General features: G+C 62.2%; 7 protein-coding genes and 1 pseudogene. 6 read left to right on the top strand and 2 right to left on the bottom strand.

What is annotated here, in order from left to right; genetic code table 11:
- Positions 1-172: 172 nt before the first annotated feature.
- Positions 173-4,126 carry a trifunctional transcriptional regulator/proline dehydrogenase/L-glutamate gamma-semialdehyde dehydrogenase gene (putA, locus tag BLW22_RS32495; RefSeq protein WP_074848519.1) on the top strand — a complete coding sequence of 1,318 codons (3,954 nt, stop codon included), beginning with the start codon at positions 173-175 and terminating at the stop codon, positions 4,124-4,126.
- 152 nt (positions 4,127-4,278) lie between these two features.
- Positions 4,279-6,081 carry an acyl-CoA dehydrogenase gene (locus tag BLW22_RS32490; protein ID WP_065925682.1) on the top strand — a complete coding sequence of 601 codons (1,803 nt, stop codon included), beginning with the start codon at positions 4,279-4,281 and terminating at the stop codon, positions 6,079-6,081.
- On the opposite strand, the gene BLW22_RS32485 is transcribed toward BLW22_RS32490, so the two are convergent.
- Together BLW22_RS32485 and BLW22_RS32480 are read right to left on the bottom strand one after the other, a co-directional pair.
- Positions 6,078-6,368 (bottom strand): cell division protein ZapA, encoded by a 291-nt coding sequence (locus BLW22_RS32485; protein ID WP_017526490.1) that lies wholly within the window; start codon positions 6,366-6,368, stop codon positions 6,078-6,080. The two genes, BLW22_RS32490 and BLW22_RS32485, sit on opposite strands and share 4 nt — an antisense overlap.
- Positions 6,365-6,595 (bottom strand): hypothetical protein, encoded by a 231-nt coding sequence (locus tag BLW22_RS32480; protein ID WP_003187970.1) that lies wholly within the window; start codon positions 6,593-6,595, stop codon positions 6,365-6,367. Before BLW22_RS32480 ends, BLW22_RS32485 begins: the two co-directional genes overlap by 4 nt.
- 276 nt (positions 6,596-6,871) lie before the next feature.
- Between BLW22_RS32480 and BLW22_RS36140 the strand changes: the two are divergent.
- The 4 genes and pseudogenes from BLW22_RS36140 to mscK all read left to right on the top strand — a co-directional run.
- Positions 6,872-7,642: pseudogene (locus BLW22_RS36140) on the top strand (MCP four helix bundle domain-containing protein); the annotation flags it as partial.
- A complete protein-coding gene (locus BLW22_RS36135) occupies positions 7,625-8,497 on the top strand; it encodes a methyl-accepting chemotaxis protein (protein ID WP_371914633.1) in 873 nt (290 codons plus the stop codon). The pseudogene BLW22_RS36140 and the gene BLW22_RS36135, both read left to right, overlap by 18 nt.
- A gap of 331 nt (positions 8,498-8,828) precedes the next feature.
- Complete coding sequence (locus tag BLW22_RS32470; protein ID WP_074848517.1) at positions 8,829-10,571, top strand: potassium/proton antiporter; 1,743 nt, start codon at positions 8,829-8,831, stop codon at positions 10,569-10,571.
- Positions 10,572-10,623: 52 nt separating this feature from the next.
- A complete protein-coding gene (mscK, locus tag BLW22_RS32465) occupies positions 10,624-14,007 on the top strand; it encodes a mechanosensitive channel MscK (RefSeq protein ID WP_074848515.1) in 3,384 nt (1,127 codons plus the stop codon).
- Positions 14,008-14,052: the final 45 nt, after the last annotated feature.

Here is a 14,052-nt window from a genome sequence, read left to right as displayed (position 1 = left end):
GAAGCAAATGCACCAAGCCGAAGCAGATTCCGTCGACGGCCGATTTTTTCCGATCATGCGTCGAAAAATTCATCAACAAAATGGGTTGCACCCGGTTGCACCTCTCCCTGAGCAAAGCTAATCTTGCCGCCAGCTGATGCCACTCGGTAGTGGCACCCATGAGGATAAGAAAATGGCTACGACCACCCTTGGGGTCAAACTCGACGACCCGACCCGCGAACGCCTCAAGGCGGCCGCGACCTCCATTGATCGCACGCCGCACTGGCTGATCAAGCAGGCGATTTTCAATTACCTGGAGAAACTCGAGGGTGGTGCAACCCTGACCGAGCTCAACGGCTTGAGCAGCAAGGACGCTGACGACGCAGGCGAAGTCCAGAGCGACCACGCCCACCAGTGCTTCCTTGAGTTCGCCGAGAGCATCCTGCCGCAATCCGTACTGCGCGCTTCGATCACCGCCGCTTACCGTCGCCCCGAGCCGGAAGTGGTGCCGATGCTGATCGAACAGGCCCGCCTGCCGGTGCAAATGGCCGAAGCCACCAACAAGCTCGCCGCTTCGATTGCGGAAAAACTGCGCAATCAGAAGAGTGCCGGCGGCCGTGCCGGGATTGTTCAGGGCCTGCTGCAGGAATTCTCGCTGTCGTCCCAAGAAGGCGTCGCCCTGATGTGCCTGGCCGAAGCACTGCTGCGGATCCCGGACAAAGGCACCCGCGACGCGCTGATCCGCGACAAGATCAGCACCGGCAACTGGCATCCGCACCTGGGCAACAGCCCGTCGCTGTTCGTCAACGCCGCCACCTGGGGCCTGCTGCTGACCGGCAAGCTGGTCGCCACCCATAACGAAGCCGGCCTCACCTCATCCCTGAGCCGCATCATCGGCAAGAGCAGCGAGCCGATGATCCGCAAGGGCGTCGACATGGCCATGCGCCTGATGGGCGAGCAGTTCGTGACCGGCGAAACCATCGCCGAAGCCCTGGCCAACGCGAGCAAATTCGAAGCCAAGGGTTTCCGCTATTCCTACGACATGCTTGGTGAAGCCGCCCTCACCGAACACGACGCGCAGAAATACCTGGCCTCGTACGAACAAGCCATTCACTCCATCGGCAAAGCCTCCCACGGCCGTGGGATTTATGAAGGCCCGGGTATCTCCATCAAGCTGTCGGCCCTGCACCCGCGTTACAGCCGTGCGCAGTACGAGCGCGTGATGGATGAGCTGTACCCGCGCCTGCTGTCCCTGACCCTGCTGGCCAAGCAATACGACATCGGCCTGAACATCGACGCCGAAGAAGCCGACCGCCTGGAGCTGTCGCTGGATCTGCTCGAGCGCCTGTGCTTCGAACCGCAGCTGACCGGCTGGAACGGCATTGGCTTCGTGATCCAGGCCTACCAGAAGCGTTGCCCGTATGTGATCGACTACGTCATCGACCTGGCACGCCGCAGCCGCCATCGCCTGATGATCCGCCTGGTAAAAGGCGCGTACTGGGACAGCGAGATCAAACGCGCCCAGGTCGAAGGCCTGGAAGGCTATCCGGTGTATACCCGCAAGGTGTACACCGATGTTTCCTACATTGCCTGTGCACGCAAGCTGCTGTCGGTACCGGAAGTCATCTACCCGCAGTTCGCTACGCACAACGCCCATACCTTGTCGGCGATTTACCATATCGCCGGTCAGAACTATTACCCCGGCCAGTACGAGTTCCAATGCCTGCACGGCATGGGTGAACCGTTGTACGAGCAGGTAGTAGGCAAGGTTTCCGAAGGCAAGCTGAACCGTCCGTGCCGCGTGTACGCACCGGTCGGCACTCACGAAACACTGCTGGCCTACCTGGTGCGTCGGCTGCTGGAAAACGGCGCCAACACCTCGTTCGTCAACCGCATCGCCGACCAGTCCATCTCGATCCAGGAGCTGGTGGCCGATCCAGTGGCCAGCATCGAGCAGATGGCGACGCTGGAAGGCGGCTTCGGCCTGCCGCACCCGCGTATCCCGCTGCCCCGTGACCTGTACGGCAGCGACCGTGCCAACTCGGCCGGTATCGACCTGGCCAACGAACACCGCCTGGCATCGCTGTCCTGCGCCCTGCTGGCCACTGCCCACAACAACTGGAAGGCCGCGCCGATGCTCGGTTGCGCCGCCAGCGATCAAGCGGCGGCACCGGTATTGAATCCGTCCGACCTGCGTGACGTGGTCGGTCACGTGCAAGAAGCCACCGTCGAAGACGTCGACAACGCGATCCAGTGCGCCATCAGCGCCGGCCCGATCTGGCAGGCCACCCCGCCCGCCGAACGCGCCGCGATCCTGGAACGTGCCGCCGACCTGATGGAAGGCGAGATCCAGCCGCTGATGGGCCTGCTGGCCCGCGAAGCCGGCAAGACCTTCGCCAACGCCATCGCCGAAGTGCGTGAGGCCGTGGACTTCCTGCGCTACTACGCGGTACAGGCTCGCAACGACTTCACCAATGACGCCCACCGCCCATTGGGCCCAGTGGTGTGCATCAGCCCGTGGAACTTCCCGCTGGCGATTTTCAGTGGGCAAGTGGCTGCCGCACTGGCCGCCGGTAACCCGGTCTTGGCCAAGCCAGCCGAACAAACCCCGCTGGTGGCTGCACAAGCCATGCGCATCCTGCTCGAAGCCGGTATTCCCCAAGGCGTACTGCAATTGCTGCCGGGCCAGGGTGAAAGCGTCGGTGCGCGCCTGGTGGGTGATGATCGCGTCAAGGGCGTGATGTTCACCGGTTCCACCGAAGTCGCGCGCCTGCTGCAACGCAATGTCGCCGGGCGCCTGGATGCCCAGGGCCGTCCGATCCCGCTGATCGCCGAGACCGGCGGCCAGAACGCGATGATCGTCGATTCCTCGGCGCTCACCGAGCAGGTGGTCATCGACGTGGTGTCCTCGGCCTTCGACAGCGCCGGTCAACGTTGCTCGGCCCTGCGCGTGTTGTGCCTGCAGGAAGATTCGGCAGACCGCGTGATCGAAATGCTCAAGGGCGCCATGGCTGAATGCCGCCTGGGCAACCCGGAACGCCTGTCGGTGGACATCGGCCCGGTGATCGACGCCGAAGCCAAGGCCGGCATCGAGAAACACATCCAGGCCATGCGCGACAAAGGCCGCAATGTGTACCAGGTGGCGATTGCCGACGGTGAAGAAATCAAGCGCGGCACCTTCGTGATGCCCACCCTGATCGAGCTGGAAAGCTTCGACGAACTGCAACGGGAGATCTTCGGCCCGGTGCTGCACGTGGTGCGCTACAAGCGCAAGGAGATCGACCAGCTTATCGGCCAAATCAACGCGTCCGGCTATGGCCTGACCCTGGGCGTACACACCCGTATCGACGAGACCATCGCCAAGGTGATCGACAACGTCAATGCCGGTAACGTCTATGTAAACCGCAACATCGTCGGTGCCGTGGTCGGCGTGCAGCCGTTCGGCGGCGAAGGCCTGTCGGGCACAGGCCCGAAAGCCGGTGGTCCGCTGTACCTGTACCGCTTGCTGTCGACCCGTCCTACCGATGCGATCGAGCAATCCTTCGTACGTGGCGACAAGCTGGCGGCACCGGATGTACGCCTGCGCGACGCCTTGAGCCAACCGCTGACCGCCCTGAAAACCTGGGCCGACAGCAATAAGTTCAGCGAGCTGAGTGCGCTGTGCAGCCAGTTCGCCGCGCAGTCCCAAAGCGGTATCACCCGTCAATTAGCCGGCCCGACCGGCGAGCGCAACAGCTACGCCATCCTGCCTCGCGAGCACGTACTGTGCCTGGCGGACGTGGAAGGCGACCTGTTGACTCAACTGGCGGCGGTATTGGCGGTCGGCGGTTCGGCGGTATGGCCGGAAACCGACTTGACCAAGGCCGTGTTCCCACGGTTGCCGAAGGAGATTCAGGCGAAAATCAAGCGCGTGGCCGACTGGAGCAAGGACGAGGTGGTGTTTGACGCCGTCCTGCACCACGGCGATTCCGACCAACTGCGTGGGGTGTGCCAGCAAGTGGCGCAGCGTGGCGGGGCGATTGTCGGGGTACATGGTTTGTCTCAGGGCGAGACCACGATTGCCTTGGAGCGCCTGGTGATCGAACGTGCGTTGAGCGTTAACACCGCTGCTGCCGGCGGTAATGCCAGCCTGATGACCATCGGCTAACTGAATGTGGGAGGGGGCTTGCCCTCTCCCACATTTGATCGCATTTCAATTCCCCTCCCCGCGTTCTGCCTCTTCATCACCCAGATCAATCTTGCTATCCAGTCTTTATTCGCGCACTTAGACTCAGGCCAATTCCCCAAAGGTAATCCGCCATGTCCGAGACGCTGCTCAGTTCCCGCAATCTGGCTTTCGAGCTGTACGAAGTCCTCGATGCCGAGGGCCTGACCCAGCGCGAGCGGTTTGCCGAGCACAACCGCGAAACCTTCGATGCGGCCATCAGCACGGCCCGCAACATTGCCGAGAAGTACTTCGCGCCACACAACCGCAAGAACGACGAGAACGAACCGCGTTTTGAGGACGGCAAGGCGATTCTGATTCCGGAAGTGAAACCGGCGGTGGATGCGTTCCTTGAAGCCGGTTTCCTCAATGCGGCCCGCAGCTTCGAAGCCGGTGGCATGCAGTTGCCGACCCTGCTGTCCCAGGCCTGCTTCGCTCACTTCCAATCCGCCAACGCGGCCTCGACGTCCTACCCGTTCCTGACCATGGGCGCCGCCAACCTGATCGAAAGCTTCGGCACCGAGGAGCAAAAACAGCGCTTCCTGCAACCAATGATCGAAGGCCGTTTCTTCGGCACCATGGCCCTGACCGAGCCCCACGCCGGCTCATCGCTGTCGGATATTCGTACCCGCGCCGAGCCCGCGGCTGACGGCAGCTATCGCCTCAAAGGCAACAAGATCTTCATCTCCGGCGGCGACCACCCGCTGTCGGAAAACATCGTGCACATGGTGCTGGCCAAGCTGCCGGACGCGCCCGCCGGGGTGAAGGGCATTTCGCTGTTTATCGTGCCCAAATTCCTGGTCAACGACGACGGCAGCCTCGGCGCGCGCAACGACGTGCTGCTGGCCGGGCTGTTTCATAAGATGGGCTGGCGTGGCACCACGTCCACGGCACTGAATTTCGGCGATAACGGCAACTGCGTCGGCTATCTGGTGGGTAAACCGCACCAAGGCCTGAGCTGCATGTTCCAGATGATGAACGAGGCGCGCATCGGTGTCGGCATGGGCGCGGTGATGCTCGGTTACGCCGGTTATCTCTATTCGCTGGAATACGCCCGCGAACGCCCGCAAGGCCGCTTGCCCGACAGCAAGGACCCAGGCACCGCGCCGGTCTCGATCATCCAGCACGCCGATATCAAGCGCATGCTGCTGACGCAAAAAGCCTACGTCGAAGGTGCCTTTGACCTGGGCCTGTACGCCGCGCGGCTGTTCGATGACACCACCACACTGGAGACCGAGGCCGAACGCAAACAGGCCCATGAACTGCTGGACCTGCTCACCCCCATCGTCAAATCCTGGCCATCGGAGTTCTGCCTCAAGGCCAACGAACTGGCGATCCAGATCCTCGGCGGCCATGGTTATACCCGCGAATACCCGGTGGAGCAGTACTACCGCGACAACCGCCTGAACCCGATCCACGAGGGCACCCATGGCATCCAGTCCCTGGACCTGCTGGGGCGCAAGCTGGCGCAGAACGGCGGCGCGGGCCTGAAGCAACTGATCCGGCTGATCGCCGACACGGGCGCGCGGGCACAGGAATATCCAGGCCTGACGGCATTGAGAGAGCCGCTGGAGCACCTGGTCAGCCGCCTGCAAAGCGTGACCATCGGCCTGCTGACGGATCTCGCCCAGGGCAAGGTCAACAGCAGCCTGGCGAACTCGGCGCTGTACCTGAAGGTATTCGGGCATACGGTGATTGGCTGGCGCTGGCTGGAACAGGCGATTCGCGCCGAAGAAGGGCTGGCCAAGGGCAATGTGGCCGATGTCGCCTTCTATCAAGGCAAGCTCCAGGCCGCCCGGTACTTCCTGACTTGGGAGATTCCGGGCTGCCATCATGAACTGGTGATTCTGGAGGCACGGGATGATACGTGCCTGGGGATGCAGGATGAGTGGTTCTAGGGCTGGATCGCCTTGGAAATCACCTCGACCGTGGCGCTGACTTGCTCTTGGTAACGGTCGAGTTCCTGCTGGTGAGCCTGCTGCATTTCGATCTGCTCGGCGCACAGGTTCAGCGCCGCCAGCACCAGTAGCTTGTCACCGATCAGGGTCGGGTACTTTTTCTTGGTGGTGGCCAGGGAGGCCTTGAGCATGGTCACGGCGTGCATCAGGGTTTTATCTTCCCCCGCCGGGGCCTTGATCGAGTAATCCTCTCCGAGAATCGAAACGACCTTTATCCCTTCATTCATGCGCTGACAGGGCCTGCGCTCACGCGCTCAACCAGCGCCTGGATACGTGCTGCGGTGGCGCCGTGCTTTTCTTCCTGCTCCATCAGGTTCAGTTGCAGGCTGTCGTTCTCATCCTTGGCGCGAGCCAGTTCGGCCTTGAGGGATTCGTTGCTGCCCAGTAGCTCCTGATTCTGCTGTACCAGGTCGCTGACCAGTTGTTCCAGTTGGCTGAGGGATGCTTCTAACATTTTGATTTCTCGGGCTTTTTCAAAGGGCGGTGACGATAAAGAAAATTCACCTCGGATGCCAGGGTTATCCCTGGCGCGCAGCCCGTTTTTTAAGGGCCGGGCCACGCTTTCGAGCCTTAGTGACTGCATTTCCCCCATCTGGTTCCTGAATCCGCGCAACCCCTCGTCAGATGCGACAAAAACGCACAGCCCCCTTTAGACTTTAGTCGTATGCCCGATAGAGAGGCACACCCCGTCTCATGACCGCACGGATTGCGCCTCTCCCAGGATTTCCGCATGTCGCTTCGTAATATGAATATCGCTCCGAGGGCCTTCCTCGGCTTCGCGTTTATTGGCGCGTTGATGTTGTTTCTAGGCGTGTTCGCCCTGAACCAGATGAGCAAGATCCGTGGCGCCACTGAAGACATTACCTTGTCCAGCGTGCCAAGCATCCGCGCCCTGGACGAGTTCACCCAACTGACCCTGCGCCTGCGCGTGCTGTCTTACCGCTTGCTGACCAACCGCGAGCCGGATGTGCAGCAAAAGACCCTGGAAGCCTTCGAACTGCGCAACCAGCAGATCCGCACCGCCCAGGGCGTCTACGAGAAACTGATTGAAAGCAGCGAAGAACGTAGCACCTACAACGAATATGTAAGCCTGCTGGGCCAGTACCATCAGATTGAAGAGCGCATGAAGAGCCTGTCACGGGCCAACCAGATGGATGAGCTGCGCAGCCTGCTTAACACCGAATTGCTGAGCAACTCCGAGCAGGTCAACGCCGTGCTGACGCGCCTGCTGGACCTCAATAACAAGATGGCCCTGGCCACCAATCAGGAGGCCGAAGACCAATACAACACGGCCTTCAACCTGGTCGTGGGCCTGCTGGTGATCGCCACGCTGCTGACCCTGCTGTTTGCCTGGCTGCTGACCCGCAGCATCACCCTGCCGATTTCACAGGCACTGGAAGCGGCGGAAGAAGTCGCCGAAGGCAACCTGACACGGCCGATCAAAGTCGACGGCAACGATGAGGCCGGGCGCCTGCTCGCCGCCATGGCCAAGATGCAGGACAAACTGCGCGACACCCTGCAACGCATCGCCGGCTCCGCCACCCAACTGGCTTCCGCCGCCGAGGAACTGAACGCCGTCACCGACGAAAGTGCCCGTGGCCTGACCCGGCAAAACAACGAAATCGAGCAAGCCGCCACCGCCGTCAACGAGATGACCAGCGCCGTTGAAGAAGTCGCACGCAATGCGGTGAGCACCTCGGAAGCCTCGCGCAACGCCACCACGTCTGCTGGCGACGGCCGCGACCTGGTGCAGGAAACCGTCAGCGCCATCGAGCGCATGAGCGGCGATGTGCAAGCAACCGCCACCCTGATCGGCGAACTGGCCAATGAGTCGCGCGATATCGGCAAAGTGCTGGACGTGATTCGCGGCCTGGCCGACCAGACCAATTTGCTGGCCCTGAACGCGGCGATTGAAGCCGCGCGCGCCGGTGAAGCCGGTCGCGGGTTCGCGGTGGTCGCCGATGAAGTGCGGGCCCTGGCCCATCGTACCCAGCAGTCCACCAGCGAGATCGAGCGGATGATCGGCAGTATCCAGGCCGGTACCGAGCACGCGGTGGACTCGATGCGCAACAGCACCGAGCGGGCGGAGTCGACGCTGAACATCGCCAAAGGCGCAGGGATGTCGCTGGACACCATCAACACGGCGATTGTCGAGATCAACGAGCGCAACCTGGTGATCGCCAGCGCTGCGGAAGAACAGGCGCAGGTGGCGCGGGAAGTGGACCGCAACCTGGTGAACATTCGTGATCTGTCGGTGCAATCCGCTACGGGCGCCAGCCAGACCAGCGCCGCGAGCAGCGAATTGTCACGCCTGGCGGTAGACCTGAACGGGATGGTAGGCCGCTTCCGCCTCTAACGCCCTGCACTGGCTGAAATGTGGGAGGGGGCTTGCCCTAATGCCGGTCAGTTAAGGCTTTTTGTAGGAGCGAGCTTGCTCGCGAAAAACGCCCAGGCAACGCGTTCATTCTCGATAAGCGCGGTGGCCCTGAGTTCTTCGCGAGCAAGCTCGCTCCTACAATCACTTTCGCTTAACTGAACGGCATTAGGGCTTGCCCCTCCCAAATTTAGTTATGCGTGAATCAGAAAAAGCTTTTTGACAGCACCGCAATTCAACAGGTTAGAATCCCTGGCACGCAGACTGCATGGTCAGTTTGCGTCCCGTCTTGTTTGCCCATGGAGTACTGCCTTTGAATGCGACGACCATCAACAGCCTGTTCTTGATCGGCGCGTTGCTGGTGAGTGCGAGCATTCTGGTGAGTTCTCTTTCCTCGCGCCTGGGTATCCCGATCCTGGTGATCATCCTGGCCGTGGGCATGGTGGCCGGCGTCGATGGCGGCGGCATCATTTTCGACAATTACCCGACTGCCTACCTGGTGGGCAACCTCGCGCTGGCAGTGATCCTGCTCGACGGCGGTTTGCGTACGCGGGTAGCGAGTTTCCGCGTGGCACTCTGGCCAGCATTGTCCCTGGCCACGGTGGGGGTGTTGATTACCACCGGCCTCACCGGCATGGCGGCGGCCTGGCTGTTTGATCTGAATATTATCCAGGGCCTGCTTATCGGTGCGATTGTCGGCTCGACCGACGCCGCAGCGGTGTTCTCGCTGCTGGGCGGCAAGGGCCTGAACGAACGGGTGACCGCCAGCCTCGAGATCGAATCCGGCAGTAACGACCCCATGGCGGTGTTCCTCACCGTCACCCTGATCGACATGCTCGCCAGCGGCCAGACCGGCCTGCACTGGAGCCTGCTGACCCACCTGGTGCGCGAGTTCGGCATCGGTGGCATCGTCGGCATCGGCGGCGGCTGGCTGATGCTGCAAATGGTCAACCGCATCAACCTGGCCACCGGCCTGTACCCGATCCTGGTGATCGCCGGCGGCCTGTTCGTGTTCGCCCTGACCAACGCCTTCCATGGCAGCGGCTTCCTCGCCGTGTACCTGTGCGGCCTGGTGATCGGCAATCGCCCGGTGCGTAGCCGCCATGGCATTTTGCATATGCTCGACGGCATGGCCTGGCTCGCGCAGATCGGTATGTTCCTGGTGCTGGGCCTGCTGGTCACGCCCCATGATTTGCTGCCGATTGCCCTGCCGGCCCTGGGCCTGGCGCTGTGGATGATCCTGTTTGCGCGGCCGCTGTCGGTGATGGTCGGCCTGCTGCCGTTCAAAGCCTTCCATGGCCGTGAAAAAGCTTTTATCGCCTGGGTCGGCCTGCGCGGCGCGGTGCCGATCATCCTGGCGGTGTTCCCGTTGATGGCCGGCCTGCCCCATGCGCAGCTGTACTTCAACCTGGCGTTCTTTATCGTGCTGGTGTCGCTGCTGGTACAGGGCACCAGCCTGCCGTGGGTGGCCAAGCTGCTCAAAGTGACCGTTCCGCCGGACCCGGCGCCGATCTCCCGCGCAGCCCTGGAAGTGCACGTCACCAGCGAGTGGGAGCTGTTCGTCTACCGCCTGGGCGCAGAAAAATGGTGCATCGGCGCGGCCCTGCGCGAGCTGAAAATGCCCGAAGGCACGCGCATCGCGGCCCTGTTCCGTGGCCAGCAACTGCTCCATCCGTCGGGTAGTACGGTGCTGGAAGTCGGCGATCTGCTCTGTGTGATCGGCCATGAACACAACCTGCCGGCCCTGGGCAAACTGTTCAGCCAGGCACCGCAACGCGGCCTCGATTTGCGCTTCTTCGGCGACTTCGTCCTCGAAGGCGACGCCCAGCTGGGCGCGGTTTCAGCGCTGTATGGCCTCAAGCTCGAAGGGATCGACCCGGACATGCCGCTGAGCCGCTTCATCACCCAGAAAGTCGGCGGCGCGCCGGTCGTGGGCGACCAGGTGGAGTGGAACAACACCATCTGGACCGTCGCGGTCATGGACGGGAACAAGATTGGCAAAGTCGGCGTCAGATTCCCCGAAGGAAGTCGCCCGGGCCCCGGACTCTTCCTCTAAACTGCGGGGCGACAGCACGCCCCCGATTCTTCACCTTGCTCGATCGGTCTCTATGCCAACCCTGCGCACTTTTCTCGCCACTGCCCTGCTGGGCCTGACCCTTTGTGTCGGCAGCGTCTACGCCGCCGACCCGCCCAGCGCCGACGCCATCCAGCAAACCCTGGACAAGCTGCCTGATCGCAAACTGCCCGACGCCGACATGAAGGCGCTGCAGTCGATCCTGCAACAGACCCTGACCTACCTGGGCAACAAGCAGGATTACGAGCAGCGCCTGGTCGACCTCAAGCGCCAGCTGGAAGACGCGCCGCGCCAGACCAGCGAGAACCAGCGCGAACTGACCCGGCTCAAGGCCACCAAGGTCATTCCGGTAGCCCAACGCTACGCCACCCTGCCGGTGCCGCAGCTTGAGCAATTGCTGGTGCAGCGCAGCACCCAGCAAGGCGACCTGCAAAAGGAACTGGCCGACGCCAACAGCCTGACCATCGCCGCCCAGACCCGTCCCGAGCGCGCCCAGACCGAAATCAGCAGCAGCCAGACGCGCATCCAGCAGATCAATGCCACCCTCAAGGCCGGCAAGGACAATGGCAAAGCCCTCAGCAGCGACCAGCGCAACCAACTGAATGCCGAACTGGCCTCCCTGAATGCCCTGATCCCCCTGCGTCGCCAGGAACTGGCCGGCAATAGCCAGCTGCAGGACCTGGGCAACAGCCAGCACGACTTGATCCAGGAAAAAACCGCGCGCCTGGAACAAGAGATCCAGGACCTGCAAACCCTGATCAACCAGAAACGCCTGGCCCAGTCCCAGCAGACCGTCACCCAACAGTCCATCGAAGCGCAAAAGGCCGGCGGCAGCAGCCTGCTGGCCACGGAAAGCGCGGCCAACCTGAAGCTGTCCGACTACCTGCTCAAGAGTACCGACCGCCTCAACGACCTGACCCAGAAGAACCTGCAGACCAAGCAACAGCTGGACACCGTGACCCAGAGCGATTCGGCCCTGGACGAGCAGATCAATGTGCTCAAGGGCAGCCTGCTCCTCTCGAAGATTCTGTATAAGCAGAAACAAGCGTTGCCCCGCCTGACGGTGGACCGCGACCTGGCGGACGATATCGCCAACATTCGCCTGTACCAGTTCGAGGTCAACCAACAGCGCGAGCTGATCAGCTCCCCCAGCACCTATGTGGATAACCTGCTGGCCAACCAGCCGCCGGCCGACGTCACCCCGCAACTGCGGCGCACCCTGCTGGAACTGGCGATCACCCGCAGCGACTTGCTGGAGCGCCTGAGCCGCGAGCTGAGCGCGCTGCTCAACGAATCCATCACCCTGCAACTGAACCAGAAACAACTGCTCAGCACCGCCACCACCCTGCGCGCGACGCTCGATGAACAGATGTTCTGGATCCCCAGCAACAAGCCGCTGGACACCGAGTGGCTGGAAACCGTGCCGGCGCACCTGAGCAAGCAGGTCACCACCCTGCCATGGGCCTCCAGCGTCAGCGAGCTGTACGACGGCCTGACCCAGCGTCCGCTGCTGTTTTTGCCGTTGCTGCTGTTGATCGGTGCCCTGTTGTGGCGCCGCAACGCGTTGTACGCGCGCCTGAAAAGAGTCCACCTGGACATCGGCCACTTCAAACGCGACAGCCAATGGCACACGCCCCAGGCGATCCTGGTAAATATCCTGTTGGCGATGCCGGTAGCACTGGGCCTGGCGCTGTGCGGCTACGCGCTGCAGATCGACGCACGTGGGCAGAACGCCAACCTGGGTGCAGCGCTGTTGCAGATCGCCCAGGCATGGCTGGTGTTCTACACCGCCTACCGCATCCTGGCGCCGGGCGGCGTGGCCGAGTTGCACTTCCGCTGGGAAAAGCCCCAGGTCGAATTCCTCCAGGGCTGGGTACGCAAGCTCGGGCTGGTGGTGCTGGCCCTGGTGGCCGTGGTGGCGATTGCCGAGCATCAACCGGCGGCGCTGGCCGACGACGTGCTGGGCATTGGTGTGGTCCTGACCTGCTACGCCCTGATGGCCTGGCTGCTGGGACGCCTGCTGCTGCACAGCCCGACCCACGAAAAAGCCTCGCTGTTCCGCAAAGCCGTGGGCCTGCTGTTTACCGCCCTGCCTGTCGCGCTGTTCATTGCCGTGTGCTTTGGCTACTACTACACCGCACTCAAGCTCAGCGACCGGCTGATCAACACCCTGTACCTGCTGATGTTCTGGCTGGTCATCGAAGCCACCTTCGTCCGCGGCCTGGGCGTTGCCGCCCGACGCCTGGCCTATTCCCGCGCCCTGGCCAAACGCCAGGCCGCCAAGGAAGCCGGCGAAGGCGAAGCGGTGATCGAAGAGCCGACCCTGGATATCGAACAGGTCAACGAACAATCGATGCGCCTCATCCGCCTGGCGCTGCTCGGCGGCTTTATCGCGGCGCTGTACTGGGTATGGTCGGACCTGATCTCGGTATTTTCCTACCTGGACAACGTCACCCTGTACGAATACACCAGCGGCACCGGTGCCAATATCAGCATGGTGCCGATCAGCATCGGCGACCTGCTCGGCGCGCTGATCATCATCGGCATCACCTTCGCCCTGGCGCGCAACCTGCCCGGCCTGCTGGAAGTGCTGGTGCTGTCCAAGCTGGACTTGGCCCAGGGCAGTGCCTACGCCACGACCACCTTGCTGTCCTACATCATTGCCGGCGTGGGCTTTGTCTCGACCCTGTCCACCCTCGGCGTGAGCTGGGACAAGTTGCAATGGCTGGTGGCCGCGCTGTCGGTGGGGTTGGGCTTCGGCATGCAGGAGATCTTCGCCAACTTTATCTCCGGCATCATGATCCTGTTCGAGCGCCCGGTGCGCATCGGCGACACCATCACCATCGGCAACCTGTCGGGCACGGTGAGCAAGATCCGCATCCGCGCCACCACCATCACCGACTTCGACCGCAAGGACATCATTGTCCCGAACAAGACGTTCATTACCGGGCAACTGATCAACTGGTCGCTGACCGACACCATCACCCGTGTGACCCTCAAGCTGGGCGTTGACTACGGCTCCGACCTGGACCTGGTGAAGGAATTGTTGCTCAAGGCTGCGCGAGAAAACCCAAGGGTGTTGAAGGAACCGGAACCCCATGTGTACTTCCTCAACTTCGGCGAAAGCACCCTCGACCACGAACTGCGCATGCACGTGCGCGACCTCGGCGACCGCAACCCGGTGATCGACGAAGTGAACCGCTTTATCAACCGCGAGTTCAAGAACCACCACATCAACATCTCGTTCCGGCAGATGGAGGTGTACCTGAAAAACCTCCACGGCCAGGAGTACAAGCTGGTGCCGGTGGAAGACGAGAAGAGAACCATCGTCGGACCGGCCGACGCGCAAGATGTGCCGGAGCCGCCGGACGGCAAAGTGGCGGATGCACCCGAGCCACCGCCCAGCAAACTCGACTAAACGCCCTATCCCCAGCAGAATGCTCGGACATTCTGCTGGAGATGG

It is taken from the genome of Pseudomonas marginalis (genome assembly GCF_900105325.1).
In the GTDB taxonomy this organism is placed as follows: domain Bacteria; phylum Pseudomonadota; class Gammaproteobacteria; order Pseudomonadales; family Pseudomonadaceae; genus Aquipseudomonas; species Aquipseudomonas marginalis.
This window is presented reverse-complemented; position numbering and strand designations above follow the sequence as displayed.